18 protein-coding genes and 1 riboswitch are annotated in these 18,883 nt (G+C 65.9%); of the genes, 9 read left to right on the top strand and 9 right to left on the bottom strand.

Annotated features, from left to right (window positions below; genetic code table 11):
* Positions 1–56 precede the first annotated feature (56 nt).
* From LQG66_RS29130 to LQG66_RS29120, 3 genes are all read left to right on the top strand, one after another.
* The gene (locus tag LQG66_RS29130; RefSeq protein ID WP_231319292.1) at positions 57–1,163 is read left to right on the top strand and encodes a hypothetical protein; all 1,107 of its coding nucleotides are present in this window, start codon (positions 57–59) and stop codon (positions 1,161–1,163) included.
* A 107-nt stretch (positions 1,164–1,270) separates the two neighbouring features.
* Entirely contained in the window at positions 1,271–1,501 is a 231-nt protein-coding gene (locus tag LQG66_RS29125) for a hypothetical protein (protein ID WP_231319291.1), read from the top strand.
* A gap of 45 nt (positions 1,502–1,546) precedes the next feature.
* Positions 1,547–3,613, top strand: coding sequence for a S8 family serine peptidase (locus tag LQG66_RS29120; RefSeq protein WP_231319290.1), 2,067 nt, complete (start codon positions 1,547–1,549; stop codon positions 3,611–3,613).
* A gap of 335 nt (positions 3,614–3,948) precedes the next feature.
* On the opposite strand, the gene LQG66_RS29115 is transcribed toward LQG66_RS29120, so the two are convergent.
* From LQG66_RS29115 to metX, 3 genes are all read right to left on the bottom strand, one after another.
* Positions 3,949–5,166 (bottom strand): ATP-grasp domain-containing protein, encoded by a 1,218-nt coding sequence (locus LQG66_RS29115; protein ID WP_231319289.1) that lies wholly within the window; start codon positions 5,164–5,166, stop codon positions 3,949–3,951.
* A gap of 906 nt (positions 5,167–6,072) precedes the next feature.
* Positions 6,073–6,741 carry a methionine biosynthesis protein MetW gene (gene metW, locus LQG66_RS29110; protein WP_231319288.1) on the bottom strand — a complete coding sequence of 223 codons (669 nt, stop codon included), beginning with the start codon at positions 6,739–6,741 and terminating at the stop codon, positions 6,073–6,075.
* Positions 6,742–6,744: 3 nt separating this feature from the next.
* Entirely contained in the window at positions 6,745–8,004 is a 1,260-nt protein-coding gene (gene metX / locus LQG66_RS29105; protein WP_231319287.1) for a homoserine O-acetyltransferase MetX, read from the bottom strand.
* Between the two features lie 82 nt (positions 8,005–8,086).
* A riboswitch (SAM riboswitch) is annotated at positions 8,087–8,166 on the bottom strand.
* Between the two features lie 199 nt (positions 8,167–8,365).
* Between metX and LQG66_RS29100 the strand changes: the two genes are divergently transcribed.
* Genes LQG66_RS29100 through LQG66_RS29090 form a run of 3 tightly spaced genes read left to right on the top strand, consistent with a single transcriptional unit; the run spans position 8,366 to position 11,270 of the window.
* Positions 8,366–9,199, top strand: a complete 834-nt coding sequence (locus LQG66_RS29100) for a chorismate mutase (protein WP_231319286.1) — start codon at positions 8,366–8,368, stop codon at positions 9,197–9,199.
* A gap of 41 nt (positions 9,200–9,240) precedes the next feature.
* Positions 9,241–10,338 carry a histidinol-phosphate transaminase gene (hisC, locus tag LQG66_RS29095; RefSeq protein WP_231319285.1) on the top strand — a complete coding sequence of 366 codons (1,098 nt, stop codon included), beginning with the start codon at positions 9,241–9,243 and terminating at the stop codon, positions 10,336–10,338.
* Entirely contained in the window at positions 10,335–11,270 is a 936-nt protein-coding gene (locus tag LQG66_RS29090) for a prephenate/arogenate dehydrogenase family protein (protein ID WP_231319284.1), read from the top strand. The genes hisC and LQG66_RS29090 overlap by 4 nt, the downstream gene beginning before the upstream one ends.
* A gap of 12 nt (positions 11,271–11,282) precedes the next feature.
* On the opposite strand, the gene LQG66_RS29085 is transcribed toward LQG66_RS29090, so the two are convergent.
* Positions 11,283–12,467, bottom strand: coding sequence for a DUF2125 domain-containing protein (locus LQG66_RS29085; protein ID WP_231319283.1), 1,185 nt, complete (start codon positions 12,465–12,467; stop codon positions 11,283–11,285).
* A gap of 99 nt (positions 12,468–12,566) precedes the next feature.
* Between LQG66_RS29085 and LQG66_RS29080 the strand changes: the two genes are divergently transcribed.
* Entirely contained in the window at positions 12,567–13,166 is a 600-nt protein-coding gene (locus tag LQG66_RS29080) for a gamma-glutamylcyclotransferase (RefSeq protein ID WP_425601259.1), read from the top strand.
* A gap of 6 nt (positions 13,167–13,172) precedes the next feature.
* Here LQG66_RS29080 and LQG66_RS29075 read toward each other — a convergent pair whose 3' ends face one another.
* The 4 genes from LQG66_RS29075 to ftsE all read right to left on the bottom strand — a co-directional run bounded on the left by LQG66_RS29075 (position 13,173) and on the right by ftsE (position 16,546).
* The gene (locus LQG66_RS29075) at positions 13,173–13,940 is read right to left on the bottom strand and encodes a lysophospholipid acyltransferase family protein (RefSeq protein WP_231319282.1); all 768 of its coding nucleotides are present in this window, start codon (positions 13,938–13,940) and stop codon (positions 13,173–13,175) included.
* 12 nt (positions 13,941–13,952) lie between these two features.
* Positions 13,953–14,666: a YdcF family protein gene (locus LQG66_RS29070; protein ID WP_231319281.1), complete on the bottom strand. Its 714-nt coding sequence runs from the start codon at positions 14,664–14,666 to the stop codon at positions 13,953–13,955.
* Between the two features lie 259 nt (positions 14,667–14,925).
* Positions 14,926–15,894 carry a cell division protein FtsX gene (locus tag LQG66_RS29065; protein ID WP_231319280.1) on the bottom strand — a complete coding sequence of 323 codons (969 nt, stop codon included), beginning with the start codon at positions 15,892–15,894 and terminating at the stop codon, positions 14,926–14,928.
* Positions 15,887–16,546 (bottom strand): cell division ATP-binding protein FtsE, encoded by a 660-nt coding sequence (gene ftsE, locus LQG66_RS29060; protein ID WP_231319279.1) that lies wholly within the window; start codon positions 16,544–16,546, stop codon positions 15,887–15,889. The genes LQG66_RS29065 and ftsE overlap by 8 nt, the downstream gene beginning before the upstream one ends.
* A 214-nt stretch (positions 16,547–16,760) precedes the next feature.
* Here ftsE and LQG66_RS29055 point away from each other — a divergent pair, with 214 nt between their 5' ends.
* Together LQG66_RS29055 and LQG66_RS29050 are read left to right on the top strand one after the other, a co-directional pair.
* A complete protein-coding gene (locus LQG66_RS29055) occupies positions 16,761–17,603 on the top strand; it encodes an MJ0042-type zinc finger domain-containing protein (RefSeq protein ID WP_231327989.1) in 843 nt (280 codons plus the stop codon).
* 54 nt (positions 17,604–17,657) lie between these two features.
* Positions 17,658–18,038: a response regulator gene (locus LQG66_RS29050; protein ID WP_231319278.1), complete on the top strand. Its 381-nt coding sequence runs from the start codon at positions 17,658–17,660 to the stop codon at positions 18,036–18,038.
* Between the two features lie 548 nt (positions 18,039–18,586).
* Here the strand turns inward: LQG66_RS29050 and LQG66_RS29045 are convergent.
* Entirely contained in the window at positions 18,587–18,793 is a 207-nt protein-coding gene (locus LQG66_RS29045; RefSeq protein WP_231319277.1) for a hypothetical protein, read from the bottom strand.
* Positions 18,794–18,883: the final 90 nt, after the last annotated feature.

Genomic DNA, 18,883 nt, shown 5'->3' with positions numbered 1-18,883 from the left:
AATAGGCGCGTCGCTCAGAGGTCAGGCAACAGGTGAGGAGACTCGATATGAATGGCATGCAGCAGCCGACTGAGGACTTCAGCCAATTGAATCCCGAAGGCATCTTCGGCTCCATTCTCGGACGGTTCGCCGGACAGGCGATCGGAAAGTTGATCGGCGGCAAGACCGGCCGGACGATCGGCGGTGCCGTGGGCGGAATCGCAGGCGGGTTCGCTCCGTTCTCAGCCGGCCCCGGCGCAGAGCAGCCGTCGGAGATGGAGTTGCAGGGCTTCTGGAGCGTGCTCAAGAAGATCGGCCAGGGCGTCCAGACCGGCGTCAACATCGGCCACAATCTCGGCATCTTCAGCGCCGATCCGCAAGCAGCCGTAGCGGCGCAGCCGACCGACATGGAGTTGCAGGGCTTCTGGAGCGTGCTCAAGAAGATCGGCCAGGGCGTCCAGACCGGCGTCAACATCGGCCACAATCTCGGCATCTTCAGCGCCGGTCCGCAGGCGGCAGCAGTGCAGCCGACCGACATGGAGCTGCAGAGCTTCTGGAGCGTGCTCAAGAAGATCGGCCAGGGCGTCCAGACCGGCGTCAACATCGGCCACAACCTCGGCATCTTCAGCACCGCTCCGCAAGCGGCAGCAGTGCAGCCGACCGACATGGAGCTGCAGAGCTTCTGGAGCGTGCTCAAGAAGATCGGCCAGGGCGTGCAGACCGGCCTCGACGTCGGCCACAACCTCGGCATCTTCAGCGCCGATCCGCAGGCTGCCGCAGCATCACAGCCGACCGACATGGAACTGCAGAGCTTCTGGAGCGTGCTCAAGAAGATCGGCCAGGGTGCGCAGACCGGTCTCGACATCGGCCACAAGCTCGGCATCTTCAGCGCCGCTCCGCAAGCCGCAGCAGCGGTGCAGCCGACCGACATGGAGTTGCAAAGCTTCTGGAGCGTGCTGAAGAAGATCGGCCAGGGCGTCCAGACCGGCGTCAATGTCGGCCACAATCTCGGCATCTTCAGCGCCGATCCGCAGGCTGCCGCAGCATCACAGCCGACCGACATGGAACTGCAGGGCTTCTGGAGCGTGCTGAAGAAGATCGGCCAGGGCGCGCAGACCGGCCTCGACATCGGCCACAAGCTCGGCATCTTCAGCACCGGTCAGCCCGTCAACACGATGCACTAGGACCACCGGTCTGCAGCAACGACCCTTCGGAACGTAGGTACGAAGTAGCGAAGCGGTGGGCGTACGCTAGTTCGCCCACCGCTGACCTGACATGGATGGAGCGACGCATGGCGGATTCGAATTCACCTCAGGAGTTCATCGTGCAAGGCGAACCGGTCAAGTCCGGTCAACTCGCAGATCACTTGAGCCGCGAGCCCAGCGTGAAACGCGTTGGGCAGGTCGCGCCCGATGTCGTCATCCTGTCCATGACGAAGACACAGGCGGATCACCTCCGATCGACTTTCAGCACGATCGTGGTGGAGCCGAACGCTCCGCTGAAATCATTTGGCGCCGGCTGAATTTTGGTACGCCCCAACGATTTGACGAGATGAAGGAGCCCGCAAATGGCTGCAAGAAGCAAACCTGAAATTTCAAACGAGAGGGAGGCGGCCGGTCTGGCCGTCAACGGCACCGGAGCACAGCCCGGAGCGGTGGACCAGCACACAGCTGATCCAGTCGTCGCACCGCAGGCCGCCGCATCCGGACCTGGCGCGCCAGCCGCCGCGGCGCGGGGGACCGGCCGAACCGCAGGCCAGGAGACAGGCAGTGGCGGCCAGGCGGCGCCGGCAACAGGGCAGCCTGCCGCGACGATCGCACCGCGGCGCGCGCAGTACATGCTGGCCCCGCGCCAGCAGATGGGCGTTGAGACCTTCAGCGCGGATTTCGTCGTCCAGCAGTTGACCAAGAGCCCTGACATCGAGGTGGTGAAGACGATTCATCCGCCGCAGCTGTTCGGATTTCAGAGCGCCGACCCGGGACAAGTGCCGCTCGGTCCGATGGTCCTCGCCCGCATGGCTCCCGACAAGGCCGAGCTGCTGAAGACCCAGGCCGGAGCGCGGCTCGCGGTCGAACGCGACGCGCCGCTCACCTACATGCTCGATCCGTCTCTGCCGCAGGTGCCGGCGCCACATCAGCTTCCCAATCCCGGCGTTCTCATCCCATTGGCCGACGGGTTCTCGACGACCATCGAGGTAGTCGGCGAGGCCGGTCCGCTGGCGGAGACAGAGGTGTATGTGTTCGGCAGCGTGTGGCCGGTGCAGGGCGTCACCGACGCCAACGGTCACGTCACGCTGAGGATGCAGGGCGAAACGCCGGACACCATCCGCTCGATCCTCGTCAAGCCGCGGGTCGACTACTGGACCTTCTGGCTCGATCGTCCGCAGCTGGTCCCTGATGGTGTGACCCGGATCGGCGCCAAGCCGCTCGGCGCGTATCTGCGGGACTTTCCCGGTCAGCAATTGCTCGGGTGGGGCCAACGTGCGATGGGCCTCGATCGTCTCCCCCTCACCTATAATGGCGCGGGAGTGAAGATCGCGATCATCGACTCCGGCGCTGCGCCGACGCATCGCAATCTGCACGGCGTCACGATCGGCGCCAGCATGGTCGGCGATCCCGCGGCCTGGACCGTCGATACCATCGGTCACGGCTCGCATTGCGCCGGAATCATCGCCGGCGGTCCGATCGGCGCGGGTGGCGGCATTCGCGGCTTCGCGCCCGCGGCCGAGATCCACGTCTGCCGCATCTTCCCGGGCGGCCGGTTCAGCGATCTCGTCTCGGCCCTCGACTACTGCATGTTGCACGGCATCGATGTCGCCAACATGAGCCTGGGCGGCGGCGAGCCGTCGCAGATCATCGAGGATCGCATCCTGCGCGCCAAGCAGATGGGCATGGCATGTATCGTCGCCGCCGGAAATTCTTCCGGACCCGTCCAGTTTCCGGGCTCGACGCCGCATTGTCTGTCGGTCGCGGCCATGGGCAAGTGGGGCGAGTTTCCCGACGACAGCTTCCACGCACAGCAGGCGTTGGATGGCTTCCAGAGCAGCGACGGATATTTTCCGGCGAAATTCAGCTGCTTCGGGCCGGAGATCGATGTCTGCGCGCCGGGCGTCGGCATCGTGTCCTCGCTGCCGGCGGATGGTTTCGGCGCTTGGGACGGCACCTCGATGGCGACGCCCCACGTGACCGGCCTCGCCGCGCTCGTGCTGGCGCATCATCCCGACTTCAAGGGCGCGTTCCAGACCCGCGATGCCCGCCGTGTGGAGCGGCTGTTCCAGATCCTGAAGGACACATCGGTGCCGCTGCAGTTCGGCGATCCGAACCGCTCGGGTGCCGGACTGCCGAACGCGGCGCGTGCCCTGGGCCTGGAAGCAGGCGTAACATCCTCGCCCGCGGCCGATCCCTCGCTCGACGTTCTCCGTCGCCTGCTGGGACTGGCGCGAGGCGAGCCGCAAAGTCCAGTTGCGGCCCCGGCGATTGCGCCGCAACTGCCCGATGCGAAGCTGAACGGTGCAGGTAACGGTGCAGGTCCGGTCGCGAGGGGGCCGGCAAAAACGACGGGCGAGCCGCCGGCCACCGTGGACCCTAGTCCGGCCCAGATTCGCGACATCATGCACAAGGTCGGATTGCTTTAGGGTTGCCGGCCAGGCCGTGACGGGATGCGGCAACAGGCGTTGTACGACGGGCAGTTTGCGCATGGACCTCATGCACTGATTGCCCGTCGTGTTGTTGTTCGCAAGCCAATTGGCGGCAGCAGGCCTGTTGCGCTCACCCCCTATTGGAACGCACTCGTCTTCGCTCGGATGGCAGAGGTGATCTGTATCACCACCATCCGCCGGCAATCGCCGATCTCCTCATTCCTGTAGCCGCCATCGCCATCATTGTGATCTTGCGTGGTCTGCGACGTGCGCTGAAATGGCGATATCCAATCTAAAAGCGTCGACTATTCTTCTTGCCGCAAGAGAGGCCGTCACCCTGCCGCAGCGCGGATCTCCGCCCATGCCTCCGGCGTGACCGCGTAGGGACCGACCGCGCCAGCATGGAATTTGCGCCACAGCGACGGGCTGATCAGCGACGCCCCGAGCGCGGCGAGGACAGGAAGCGCCGCGCGCGGATCGCCCGCAATCGGCGTGAGCTCTTCGGTCGATCCGGCATAATCACCGCGCGCGAAGATCGCATCGATGGCTTCGCGTAACACGGCACTGCGCGATCCGCTCTGTTCGGCGGCTCCGAGGATCGCGAGCAGCGTCTGGCGCGTGCGCACGCCCACCATGCCGGCCGGCTGCTCCGAAACCGGCACGCCGACCGCGACATCGAGCATGGACGCAACGAGATCGACGCCGGCCGCGAACGCGTTGGCGGGTTCGACCAGCCGCGGGTTGACGTCGATGATGACCGGGCCGGCATCGCCGATGATCACGTCCATCGACAGGCCGCCATGCCAGTCGAGCGACGCGACCAGCCGGGCCAGCATCTCGGCCAGTCCCGGCAACACGACGCTCTCCTTCAGCGACGCTCCGCCGCCGACGCCCTCACGCACGCGAAGGCAGGCGTGATGCGCGACCAGCCGGCCACGGTCCGCGACGGCCTGGACCATCGCGAGCGGACCCGATGCCTGGACCTGCGCAATCAGCTCCGATCGTCCGATACCCAGCTCGCGCGCCACCCGCTCGAGCTCCTTAGCGTTACCAACGCGCCGTACGCCCGAGCTTGCCGTGCTGACCGGCCGCTTCAGAAAAACCGGGTAGGTGGTGATGTCACGGAGGTCGTCGGGAGTTGCAATCAGGAAAGTGCGGGGCTGCGGCGCGCCAACCGCTTCAAGCGTATGATAGGCGGAAATCTTATCCTGCACGCGCGCAAGACTCTGGAAGGGCGGCACGACGGTCGCAACCCGCAGATGCGGACGGCGCGCTGACAGGACGGTCACCTGCTCCTGCGTCGGAAACAACAGATCGATGCTGCGCTCGGCTGCGATCCGTTCCGCCGCCGCGAGCCATCCGAACGGATCGCGCCCGAACCGCGGCACCGCGTGAACGGCCCGCACATGCCGTGTAAAGCGCGACAGGCAGATGCGCGTCGACGAGAGAAGCTCGACCTCATGGCCGAGCGCGCCCAGCCGTCCTGCAACCTGGCGCGAGGTCAGGCCCGATCCTTCCGACAGCAGGATGCGCATGGGCGAAGACCTCATCATCTTCGCTCCCGGCCGGACACCCGGCATCAGGAGCGACGCTGACCAATACCTTAGCCTACTTTATTGGAGAGCGTTGAGCTGCATCAATGTCGTTTGCACGCCGCGGAACGACGACGTCTGCCCGACGGGTAATCCGCGCATGCACGCCATGCGACAACTGCCCGTCGTGTTAGTTTGTCGCACGATGAGCGCTTGCACCGTCGGGCAAATCAGCTCCATGTTTCCGCCCGTCCCGCCTCACAGCAAGAGGGGCGTATCGCGGTCGTCATGAACGCTGAGGTGGGATGCGGTGGGCGTGTCGGGTTGCGCGTGGGTTCGCTCGCGCGGACGAACAATTCCGGCACGCACGGTCAAGTCGCGCGGTCCTGATACCCCGACGCTGGTATCACGCTTGCGACGACGCTCACGCGTCGCGCAGGCAACGGTGGCCAAAAAGCCCGGCGCACCGGGGAGAACGCGAAGCAGCCGTTAGACCATCGCGCAGGGAAGGCCGGGTGTTCCGGCTCGTACCTGTGGTACCTGCCGCCTGCATTTTTTCTGCAGGCGGGCCATGGGTGCGGCCAGCATCCGGCCTTCCCTGCGCCTCTTCGTTGTCTGGAGGCGAGACCTGCAGCAAAGCTCGGGCGCAAATGCGCCGCGGGAATGCGTAGTGACGCCATCAGCTGTTTGAGATGTGAAGCGGACACTTGAGCAAGTATGACTTGCGCAATGAAGTCGCCCAGCACTCCCGTGTCGTCCCGGCGAACGCCGGGACCCATACCGCGGAATCGATCGGTGAGGCGCAACTGCCAGTCGTCGTCTCAGCGCGGCCGGTGGTTATGGTCCCGGCGTTCGCCGGGACGACAGCGGAGAATGACGCGTCCTCCGTGGTCGACAATGCCGCTACCGAACGACGCCCGCCCCCTACCGCCCCTTTTCCGCGCGGCTCAGCAGGAACACGCCCTGCTCGCCGAACATGTTCCAGAACCACCAGGGCATGGCGACGCGCAGCGGGCGGGCGTAGGCATCGAGCGCGACGGCGCGCTCCATCTTGACGCCGATCTCGTCGCACAGCTGCACGAAATCCTTGATGGTGCAGAAATGGATGTTGGGCGTGTCGTACCAGGTGAAGGGCAGGTTGTCGGTGCGCGGCATGTGGCCGCCGACCAGGAGCTGCAGCCGCAGCCGCCAGAAGCCGAAATTCGGGAAGGTGACGATGGCGCGGCGGCCGATGCGCAGCAGATTCTCCAGCACCGTCTTGGGACGGCGCGTCGCCTGCAGCGTCTGCGACAGGATCACGTAGTCGAAGGCATCGTCGGGATAGTCGACCAGATCCGTGTCGGCGTCGCCCTGCACCACCGCGAGCCCCTTGGCGACGCAATGGTTGACGCCCTCACGCGACAGCTCGATGCCGCGCCCATCGATGCCGCGGCTCTCCAGCAGTTGCAGCAGATCGCCATCGCCGCAGCCGATGTCGAGCACCTTGGAGCCGCGCTCGACCATGCCGGCGACCAGGAGATGATCGGGACGATAGGCCAGCACCTCGCCGCCGGAAAAGCCGTTCAGCGGCAGAACGCCTTGCTGCATGTTCATGGCTCAGCCTCCCCTCACCGCGGCAAGGCCGCGCGCCTTGCCGGCGGAGTCGAGGAAGGCGCTGGCAATCTCGAAGAACTCGGGCACGTCGAGCAGGAACGCGTCGTGGCCCCTGTCGGTCTCGATCTCCGCGAACGACACCCGCGCGCTGGAGGCGTTGAGCGCATGCACCAGCGCCCGCGACTCCGAGGTCGGGAACAGCCAGTCGCTGGTGAAGGACACCACGCAGAAGCGGGTCTTGATGCCGCGGAACGCCGCTGCCAGCACGCCGTCGTGGTCGCCGGCGATGTCGAAATAGTCCATCGCCCGCGTCAGATAGAGATAGGAGTTGGCGTCGAAGCGCTCGACGAAGGACGAGCCCTGGTAGCGCAGATAGCTCTCGACCTGGAAGTCGGCATCGAACGAGAACGTCGGCAACTCGCGGTCCTGCATGCGGCGGCCGAACTTGCGATGCAGCGCCGCGTCGGACAAATAAGTGATGTGCGCGGCCATCCGCGCCACCGCGAGCCCGCGATGCGGATGGATGCCCTTGTCGGCGTAGCCGCCATGATCCCAGTCGGGATCGGCCATGACAGCCTGGCGGCCGAGCTCGTGGAACGCGATGTTCTGCGCCGAGTGGCGCGTGGCGCAGGCGATCGCGAGCGTCGCGAACACGCGGGCAGGATAGGCCACCGTCCATTGCAGCGCCTGCATGCCGCCCATCGAGCCGCCGACCACGGCGAACAGCGTATCGATGCCGAGATGATCGATCAGCATCGCCTGCGCGCGCACCATGTCGGGAATGGTGATGATCGGAAAATCCAGTCCCCACACCTTGCCGGTGGCCGGGTTCAGCGAGGCCGGCCCGGTCGAACCCATGCAGCCGCCGATCACGTTGGAGCAGATGATGAAATAGCGGCTGGGATCGAGCGGGCGGCCGGGGCCGACCAGCGTCTCCCACCAGCCCGGCTTGCCGGTGACGGGATGGCGGTTGGCGACGTGCTGATCGCCGGTCAGCGCGTGGCAGATCAGGACCGCGTTCGACTTGTCGGCGTTGAGCTCGCCATAGGTCTGGTAGGCGATCTGGAACGGCGCGAGGTCGACGCCGCAATCGAGATGCAGCGGCCTGGCGGCATCGAACTGCGCGACGAGCGAGCTCGGATGATCGACCTCGTGCGAGCGCTCCTCCGAGCGTGTCTCCAAGCGTGCTTCCAACGGTTCCTGGGGCGCGACCGTGCGCAGCGCGGATGTGGATTTCGGCGTCAGGCCTGTCATGTCTCTCACCCCGGCCATCCGGCAAGGGCTCCCGAACCACGTGACATATCAGGCCATGAAAAACCCGGCCCGAACTGGGGTTCGGCCGGGATCGATAACGTCCCCGGCCTGTTTAGCGAATTCTTTAACGTGGCTGCAAGCCGGCCGGCTCAAATGACCACGGAACGGCCAGAAACTAGTCCCGCGGGCGCTCCTCGTCAAGGCAAGCTGGGGTTGACCGCCGACCGGGCATTCCGCGGCTGCAGCGGCGCCAAGCCCTGGGCACCACGAGGTAAACTTGCTGTTGCGCAGGTCTCCCGCTTCAGACAGAACGACGCTGTTCCGTGCGGCCGCGCGCCGTTTTGCGGGACCAGCAAAGAGTTGCACTCCGATGTCGAACCCGCCGCCTGCCCCGCCCTCGCTCGCCGAATTGCGCAAGGAGATCGACGCGATCGATGAACAGGTCCATCAGTTGCTGATGCAGCGGGCCGACATCATCGACCGGCTGATCAAGGTCAAGAAGACCCAGGAGGTCGGCTCGGCGTTCCGGCCGGCGCGCGAGGCCGACATGATGCGGCGCCTGGTGCAGCGCCATCGCGGCATCCTGCCGCTCGACACCGTCGAGGGCATCTGGCGCGTCATCGTCTCGACGTTCACATACGTCCAGGCGCCGTTCTCGGTTCACGCGGATGTGTCCGTCGGCGAGTCCGCGATGCGCGATTCCGCCCGGTTCCATTTCGGTTTCGTGGTGCCTTACGTCGCGCATTTCAGCGCGCAGGCCGCGGTCGAAGCCGTGGCGCGCTCGAAAGGCGATCTGGCGCTGGTGTCGGCGACCTCGGGCCATGGGCCATGGTGGATCACGCTCGAGCCGGCGGGCGCGCCGAAGATCATCGCGCGGATGCCCTTCATCGAGCGCGCCGATCATCCGGCGGCGTTGCCGGTGTTCGCGGTGTCGCGCGTGGCCGACGATGCGTTGGTGCTGGAGGTCGAGACCTGGAGCATCCGCGTATCCGGCTGGAATGCGCAAGTGTCCCGCGCGCTGTCGCCGCTCGCCGACGTCGTCGCGGTCCCTGATACCGCCTTCGACAGCGCCGCACTGCTGGTGTCGATCGAGGCACCTTCGAACCTCGAAAAAATCAAGGCTGCCCTGATCGCGGCGGGCGCCTCGGTACGCTCGACGGCCCTCGTCGGCGGCCATGCAAAACGCTATACGGTTCCCAGCTGAGGCGCCTCGCGCCCGTCCCGAGAGACTTTCCGGAGTTGATGATGTCCCGCCCCGTGCCGAATCCCGGCATCCTCGATATTGCGCCCTACACGCCCGGCAAGAGCCCGAAGCCGGAGCCGGGCCGCAAGGTGTTCAAGCTGTCGGCCAATGAGACCCCGTTCGGTCCCTCGCCCAAGGCGATCGAGGCGTTCAAGAGCACGGCCACGCATCTGGAGGATTATCCCGAAGGCACCTCGCGGGTGCTGCGCGAAGCGATCGGCCGTAGCTTTGGCCTCGATCCCGACCGCATCGTCTGCGGCGCCGGCTCCGACGAGATCCTCAATCTGCTGGCGCACACTTTTCTCGGCCAGGGCGACGAGGCGATCTCGACCACGCACGGGTTCCTGGTCTATCCGATCGCGACCATGGGCTGCGGCGCCAAGAGCGTCATCGCGTCCGAGAAAGAGTATCGCACCGACGTCGATGCGATCCTGGCCGCGGTGACGCCGCGCACCAAGCTGGTCTGGCTGGCCAACCCGAACAACCCGACCGGCACCTACATCCCGTTCGACGAGGTCAAGCGGCTGCGCGCCGGCCTGCCCTCGCATGTCGTGCTGGTGCTCGACGCGGCTTATGCGGACTACGTCTCACGTAACGATTACGAGTTCGGGATCGAGCTGGTCGCGACCACCGAGAACACGGTCGTCACGCATACGTTTTCCAAGATCCACGGATTGGCCGCACTACGCGTCGGCTGGATGTTCGGCCCGGCCCACATCGTCGATGCCATCAACCGCATCCGCGGACCGTTCAACGTCTCGACCCCGGCGATGCTCGCCGCGGTGGCTGCGATCGAAGACACTGCGCATCAGCAGATGTCGAAGACGCACACGGAGACGTGGCGAAGCTGGCTGACCGAGGAGATCGGCAAGCTCGGGCTGAAGGTGACGCCGAGCGTCACCAACTTCATCCTGATCCACTTCCCGACGGACAAAGGCCGGACTGCGGTCGAGGCCGACGAGTTCCTGACGCGGCGCGGCCTCGTGCTGCGCGCCCTCGCCAACTACAAGCTGCCGCACGCCCTGCGCATGACAATCGGCACCGAGGAAGCCAATCGACTCGTGGTCGATGCTCTCAGCGACTTCATGGGGCCGAAGTGACCGGCTCTGGGCGGTTCGAACGCGTCGCGCTGATCGGCTTCGGCCTGATCGGCGGCTCGATCGCGCGCGCGGCACGGCTGCAGGGCGTGGCCGGCGAGATCGTCACCACGGCGCGCTCGGAGACGACGCGCGCGCGCGTCGCCGAGCTCGGCATCGTCGATCGCGTCGTCGAAAGCAATGCGGACGCGGTGAAGGATGCCGATCTCGTCATCCTCTGCATTCCCGTCGGCGTCTGCGGTCCCGTCGCGGAGGAGATCGCTCCGCATCTGAAGCCCGGCGCCATCGTCTCCGATGTCGGTTCGGTGAAGGGCGCCATCGTGCGCGACATGGCGCCCCACCTGCCCGCAAACGTTCACTTCGTCCCTGCGCATCCGGTGGCCGGCACCGAGAATTCGGGTCCCGATTCCGGCTTCGCCGAGCTGTTCATCAACCGCTGGTGCATTCTCACGCCGCCGGAAGGCGTTGACGCTGATGCGGTGGAGCGGCTGCGCGCGTTCTGGACCGCGCTCGGCGCCAAGGTCGAGATCATGACGCCGGATCATCACGACCGCGTGCTCGCGATCACCAGCCATCTGCCGCATCTGATCGCCTACACCATCGTCGGCACCGCCGATGAGCTTGCGCAGGTGACGGAGTCCGAGGTGATCAAGTTCTCCGCCGGCGGCTTTCGCGATTTCACCCGCATCGCCGCCTCCGACCCGACGATGTGGCGCGACGTGTTCCTGAGCAACAAGGATGCGGTGCTCGACATGCTTGGCACCTTCACCGAGGATCTGTCGAAGCTGACGCGGGCGATCCGCCGCGGCGACGGCCAGGCGCTGTTCGATCACTTCACGCGCACACGCGCGATCCGCCGCGGCATCGTCGAGATCGGCCAGGATTCCGCGGCGCCCGATTTCGGCAGGCCGCTGCCGCAGTTGAAGAAGCCGTGACGGCTTCGTCGATCAGAACAATGGGGGGACCCGCGCGACCTTGAACGGACCGACCACGACGGCACCGTCGGAAAAGCGCAACGGGAAGGTTCGCGCCTTGCGACCCTCGAGGACGGCTTCCTTGCCGAGCGCGTTGATGCCGAGCGCGACGCCGACATTGGCGTTCTGCTTGACGACCTTGCCAAGCCCGGGAATGGCACGGTCCAGCGCGCCGAACAGATTGTTGACGTCCTGCGATTTCACGCCGGGCGCCACGCGATCCAGCGTCCCCTGCGGCACGCCGTTTTCGAGCATCTTGTCGAGGCCGAGCGCGGGGATGACCTTTTCGATGCCGGCCACCGTCATCTGCACCTCGCCGTCGATCCCGCCATTGGCCGTCAGCGTCAGCGTACCCGAGGCGACCGCCAGCAACTCGCCCTGCTGGATCCGCGACTCGACGATCTCGACATGACCGCCGGCCGCCTGGATCTCACGAAACCGCTCCGGCCAGGGTTTGGGGCGGAAATCTTTCAGGCCGGTGAGCCGAGCCTGGATGTCGGCGTTGAACGGCTCGGCGAGCAGCGGATGACTGCCCTGAATGCTGCCGTTTGCGATCTGCAGCGACGTCTCCAGCACCGGATGATCGGACGGCGTGCCCTCGGCGAGACGCCCGTGCAATTCGGCGTGATCGGCACGCGCTGCGGGCACGGCAGCTCCGCCATCGATACGATCGATGGTCGGCTGCTCGAACACGAGATCGGCGCGCTGCGGCGGCCCCGGGAGGCCGCGGACGCTCGCCTCCCCCACGCGCCAATTCACGGCGAACGGTGCCGGCCCACGCCCGTCGGCGATGACAGCAGGCCCCTTGAACTCCGCGATGATCCGCTTCGGATCCCACACCTGCGCCACGACCAGGATTTCGTCGAGCTTGGCATTCATCAACGGCGTGCCGGCGGCCTGCGAGAACAGCGAAACACTTGGATCAGCGCAGCGGACCTCGAGTCGGAACGGGAAGCCGGCGACCGAGCGGTTCGCGCAATCATAGACGCGCCCCGCTTTCGCTTCGCGCGCGCGCCAAGCGTCGGCCTGGACATCCACCTGCGAAGCGGCGAAGAACCAGAATGCGCTCCACGCAACGGCTGCGATCAGAAGCAGGACAGGAGCGGCAAAGAGCCCCCACCGCGAGCGCCGACGCGGCGCGTGATTCAAACGGGACATGCAGCAAACCCTTTGCGCAGCAATTTTGGCAATTCCGCGATCACGGATTGTGTATTTAAGTTAACAATTCGCGATCACCACCCTTAGGCCTCCGGTTTCATGTCTGCAATGACCCTGTCCGAACACGACCTTTCCCACGGCGACCTCTGGGTGTTCGGCTATGGCTCGCTGATGTGGCGCCCCGGTTTCGACTTTCTCGAGCAGATGCCCGCCAGACTGATCGGCGAGCACCGCGCGTTGTGTGTCTATTCCTTCGTCCATCGCGGAACGCCGGAGAAGCCGGGCCTCGTGCTCGGTCTGGATCGCGGCGGCGCCTGCCGCGGCCTCGCGTTTCGGGTTGCCGAAGACAAGCGAGAGGCGACGATCGCGTATCTGCGCGCCCGCGAGCAGGTGACGTCGGTCTATCGCGAGGTGTCGCGCTCGGTGTGGCTGGAAAACGATGCGCGCCAGCGGGTGAGCGCGCTGGTCTACGTCGTCGACCGCAGCCATGTGCAATATGCCGGCCGGCTGTCGCTGCAGGAGCAGCTGCGCCATGTCCGTCAGGGCCACGGGCAGTCCGGGGCCAACCGCGACTACGTGCTCTCGACCGTGAAGGCGATCGAGGCCCAGGGGTTCCGCGACACGCAGCTGCATCGGCTGGCGATGATGCTGCACGACGACGGCCACTCGCTGCATCCAACGCCGGATGACGCGGCATAGAGCACGTCAAGCCTTCACCGTCGTCGGCACGCGGCCGAACAATTGCGCCTGCTCGGCCTGTCCCGCAGCGACGAGACGATTGGTCGCATCCTCGATGACGGTCTCGATCCGGGTCATGAATTCATCACGCGGCAGGCCCGGCGGCAAAGGATCGAGAAATTCCATCACCAGCGTTCCCGGATAGCGCAGGAAAGTCCGGCGGGGCCAGAACAGGCCGGAGTTGAGCGCCACCGGCAGGCAGGGTACGCCGCAGTCGACATAGATCAGGGCGACGCCGGCCTTATAATGCGGCGGCGCACCCGGCGGGCGCCGCGTTCCCTCCGGGAATATCACGAACTGGCGGTCGTGCTTCACCTCCTCCGCAGCACGCCGCATGACTTGCTTGAGCGCGCGGGCGCCGGAGCTGCGATCGATCGCGACCATGTTCGCCTTGACCAGATACTGCCCGAACAGGGGAATGCGGAGCAGCTCACGCTTCAGCACGAAGAATGGCTGGTCGAAGAAATGGAGAAGCGAGATCGTCTCCCACATCGACTGGTGCTTGGCGGCGACGATCAGCGGCCCCTTCGGGATCTTCTCGACGCCGCGATACTCGACCCGGATGTTGCAGATAACGCGCATCAACAGGATGTTGCTCTGCGCCCACCAGTTCGCGACCCGCAGCACCGCCTTGCGCGGCATCGCCAGCGTTGGCAGCGCAACCAGCAACCAGAACACGAAGTTCGGATAGAACAGGATGTTGAACAGCAGCGAACGCAGGAAAATCGAGACCATCGGGAACCCTGTTCAATTGGCTTGCGCCGTCGCCGGACGGCGCGAGACCGAGCCGGTCGGCGCCTCGACCTCGGGCGCCAGGTCGAGGCCGAGATCGGCGAGCCGCAGCCGCATCTCGGCCGCAACATATTTGGCATATTCGGACAGCAGAAGGCGCAGCGTCGGGGCGCTGGTCCACCACGGCTCATCACGCCATTTCTCGCCCACCACGGCGTACGGAATGAGGTTCATGCTCGGCATGGCGTGCGAGAGTTCGACGATGGCGCGCGGCATGTGATAGTTCGAGGTGACGACGATCAGCGACTTGAACCCGCGCTCGGTCGCCCAGCGCCGCGTCTGCGCCGCATTGCTGCGGGTGTTGATCGCGGAATAATCCAGGTCGACGCAGCAATTGATGAACGACCTCGCCTCCGGCAGTGAGCGGGTGATGTCGCTGGCGTCGTTGGTCGGGTGGACGCCGGAGATCAGGAGGCGCTGGCCGTAGCCGCCGGCGAGCAGTTCCACGGCGTCGGACACCCGTGAGGAGCCGCCGGTCAAAACCACGATACCGTCGGCCTTGCGCTCGGGCTGGATTTCGGCGCCGCGCAGTTGCGACAGAAAACCGACGAAGCCGACGGCCGCGATGAAGAAGCCGACCGCAAGCGTGGCCACGACGCCTGCGAGCGTGCGACCCAGCGCCGCGGTGAGCGGCAGCTTACGCCTGCTATGGTCGGTCCCTGGCCCCATGCACCAACGCCTGGCGATCCCTTGCCTGCATGCGCCCGGCCCCATGCCGGCGCGCGCTCCCGTCGTTCAAGTCCTGGAGTGCAGGCAGGTTTCGCCGGCATCCCGATCACGTTCTGTCGCGGCCGATCCTGGCGCGTGACCTCCACCGTGTTCGTGACCCAACTCACCCCTGTCGTGCCTCATCCCGACGCAAACGATTTTAGGCGGTTTTCGGGCGAAGTGAAATCGGCACCAAGATCCCTGGGGACAGCGGCCGCCATCAGTCGATGTTCGCCAGCGTCGTGAACAGGGTGCGGCGCGCCGCCCAGCCGGTCACGGCGGCGATCACGACGGCCTGCAGGGCGATCACGATGTATCCAAGCGGGCGCAGCGAGAACGTGCCCAGCAGGGCCGCGAACTGGTCACCCACGGGGGTGCCGGAGAACCAGTTGGCAATCGACTCCGAGAACCCGAAGCCGAGCATCGCAAATCCACCCCCGATCACGCCGCCTTCGAGCCCGAGCTGGAGGAAATGCCGCAGGAAATGATTGGCGATGTAGCGGTCGCCGGCGCCGACGAAATGCAGCACCTCGACGATCGGCCGGTTCGAGGCCATCGCGCCGCGGGTCGCGAACGACACCGAGATGATGGTGGCCGCGATCACCAGACTGAGGATGCCGAATCCGGCGAACAGCGTCGCGCCGGTCATCGAGCGCATCCGCTCGATCCAGGCGCGATGGTCGTCGACGCTGGCCGTCGGCGCGACCTGGATGACGCGGTTGCGCAAGCCGGTGAGATCGAACGTGGTCCCCGGCTGCACCCGCGCGATGATGACGCGCGGCACCGGCAGATCGTCGAACGACAGGCCGCTGCCGAGCCAAGGCTCGAGCAGCTTGCCCGACTCGTCCTTGGTGAACGGCCTGACCTCGACGATGCCGGACTGCGCGCGCATCGCCTCGGTGACCAACGCCGTGTCGCGCTCGAGATCGCGGCCGGTCTTGGGGCGGACCTGGACCGTGATTTCGCTCGCCACCTCGGATTGCCACTCGGCCGCCGACTCGCTGATCAGCAGCACGCCTCCGGTCGTGACCGAGGCCAGGAAGGTCATGATCGCCACCACGGCGACCAGCGCGCGGCCGGCGATCGAGGCGCGCGGCACGATGGGGGACACGATGCGGGCCTGCGCCGGCAGTTGCGGGCGGTCGTCGCCGAGATCGACCAGGAGGCCGCGTTCGTCCACGCTACTCATAGATGTGCAGCCGTCCCTGATGCAGCACCAGCCGGCGGGCCTCGTACTGGTCCATCAGCGTGATGTCGTGGGTTGCGATGATTACCGCCGTGCCGGAGCGGTTGAGTTCGATGAACAGCCGCAACAGGCGGCGGCCCAGCGTCGGATCGACGTTGCCGGTCGGCTCGTCCGCGAGCAGCAGTTGCGGCCGCGAGATCACGGCACGGGCGATCGCGGCGCGCTGCTTCTCGCCGCCGGACAGGATCGGCGGCAGCGCATCCATGCGCTCGCCGAGACCCACCCATTTCAGGAGGTCGATGACCTCCTTGCGATAGCTCGACTCGTCGCGGCCGACGACGCGGAATGGCAGCGCCACATTCTCATAGGTCGTCATGTGGTCGAGCAGCCGGAAGTCCTGCAGCACGATGCCGATGCGCTTGCGCAGATCAGCGATCTCGTCCTTGCTGAGCAGTGAGACGTCGTAGCCGAGCAGATTGACCAGGCCCCGGGTCGGCCGCAGCGACAGGAACAGCAGCTTCAGCAGCGACGTCTTGCCGGCGCCCGACGGGCCGGTGAGAAACTGAAAGGAGTGGGCCGGAATCTGAAAGCTGAGGTCGCGGAGGATCTCCGGCCCCAGTCCATAGCGCAGCCCAACATTTTCAAATCGAACCAAAGCATCAGCTCCGTTCGACAGCGTGCGCGGCCCACACCCGCGCACCAAGACCGACGGGACGACGAGCCGATTGAGCGCCCGTTATGGTTTCCGGTTCGTTAACGGTCGCCATGTACCATTGGCGCAATTGAGTTCCGAAGTTCGTCGACATGGCGGTTCTTGTAGCACGAACTCCCGGAAACAAAGCGGCAATGGCCGTCGGAGAACAGGCGCGATGTTCATCATTTGCCCCCATTGTACCACATCTTATGCCATTGATTTGGCAACCCTGGGTACAGCCGGCCGCAACGTGCGTTGCTCCCGTTGCAAGGAGGTGTGGCTGGCGCATCCCGAGGATGCGGTCGCGGCTCCGGCGCCGATGCCGGCGATGGCCGAGGCCGGCGCGGCGGCCGCGCCGCGCGACGTGGCCGACGAATGGGAAGCCCTCGCCCGCGAGGAAGCCGACGAACAGCCGCCGGAAGTGGCGAGTCCGCCGCTCGCCGCCGACTGGCCCGAGGACGAGACCGGCGAGGCCGGGGCCGATCCGGGGGAGCCGGCTCCGGCCAGGGGCTCGCGGCTCGCCATTCTCAAAAAATTCATCAGGCATCCTGTTTTACCGCCTCTCGCCGGAAGGGCCATCTTCAACCTGCCGGCACTCACGGCCGCGATGGCGGCGCTCACGATCGCGCTCGTCGTCTGGCGTGCCGACGTGGTCCGGCTGATGCCGCAGACGGCCTCCTTCTACAAGCTGGTTGGGCTCGAGGTGAACCTGCGCGGCGTAACCTTCAAGGATCTGAAGGTGGCGACGGAAACCGTCGACGGCAAGCCGGTGCTGGTCATCGAGGGCATGATCGTCAGCACCACGAAGAAGGCGGTCGACCTGCCCCGGCTGCGCTTCAGCGTTCGCGACGCGCAGGGCACCGAGATCTATGCCTGGAATTCCGTGCTCGACCAGGCCGTGCTGAAGCCCGGGGAGCGCACCGCCTTCAAGTCGCGGCTCGCTTCGCCCCCTCCCGAAGGCCGCAATATCGATATACGGTTCTTCAACCGGCGCGATCTGACCGCCGGCAGTGCATAATGATTGCGGTCTCGCGGCTCTCGCGCGGGCCCCACGAGACGGAGACGAAACCATATGTCGCGCGTTCTGATCGCCGACGACGAAGATTCGATGCGGACGCTGGTCGCGCGCGCAATAGCCATGGACGGCCACGAGACCGTCACCGCGCAGGACGGCGCCGAGGCGCTCGAGATCCTGACACGTGAGAACGGCGCCTTCGACCTGCTGCTGAGCGACATCCAGATGCCGATCATGGATGGCATCGCGCTGGCGCTGGCAGCCGCACGCGATTTCCCCGACCTGACGATCCTGTTGATGACGGGCTTTGCGCATCAGCGCGAGCGGGCCTCGAATCTCAGCGCGATCGCGCATGACGTGATCACCAAGCCGTTCTCGGTCGCCGACATTCGCACCGCGGTCGCCGACGCGCTGGCGTCGAAGCCGGCCAAGGCGTAGGGCGTGCGGATCGCGCGGGCGTCGCCTGGAGACGCCAAGGTGGATGGCTCGCGCCTTGCCATCGACTGATCGCTGCGATCCTCGGTGTCGCTCCACTCTCCGCTGTCGTCCCCGCGCACGCGGGGACCCATAACCACCGGCGGGCGTTGAGGGTCGAGGATGGTCCCACATCTGGCGCAATCACATCTCCCTGGGGCTATGGGTCCCGGGTCGGCGCCACGCCGTCGCTTCGCGCCGTCGCGGCTTGCCCGGGACGACGGTGGTGGTGAGATGGAGCGCGGAGCGTCCGACTTCCCTCGCGGAAAGATCGCGAGGGGGACTGATCCTCTCCTCCGTCATTGCGAGCGCAGCGAAGCAATCCAGGCTGTCTCCGCAGAGGGATTCTGGATTGCTTCGCTGCGCTCGCAATGACGCTGGGGGAGGCATCTCGTTTCCCAACTCATACAATTCACGTGCGTTCGCATTCCCGCGGCATGTCTTGCCCGAGCTTTGCCAGTCGTTGTCACCCTCGCAAGGTCGGAGGGCGCAGGGAATGCCGGGTGAAGGCCTCACCCATGGCCCGCCTGCGAAAAAAATGCAGGCGGCAGGTACCACAGGTTCAGCCGATCATCCGGCATTCCCTGCGCGACGGTCTTAACGTTTACTTTGCGCTCTCCCCGGTGTCCGGGCTTGTTAGCCACCGTTATCAGCAGGATCATCACCTGCCGACTTAGCGCCAGCGTCGGGGCGCCAGGACCACGCAACTTCACGTCCACGCCACGCCGTTCGTCCGCGCAGCAAAGCTACGCTGCGGCATATCGCGGCCATCGCCTCCCCGCCTCGCGTGTCGTGACGATCGCGCGCAA

The organism is Bradyrhizobium ontarionense, from assembly GCF_021088345.1.
Lineage (GTDB): Bacteria > Pseudomonadota > Alphaproteobacteria > Rhizobiales > Xanthobacteraceae > Bradyrhizobium > Bradyrhizobium ontarionense.
The sequence above is the reverse complement of the archived record's forward strand: the minus strand, read 5'-3'. Positions and strand labels throughout refer to the sequence as shown.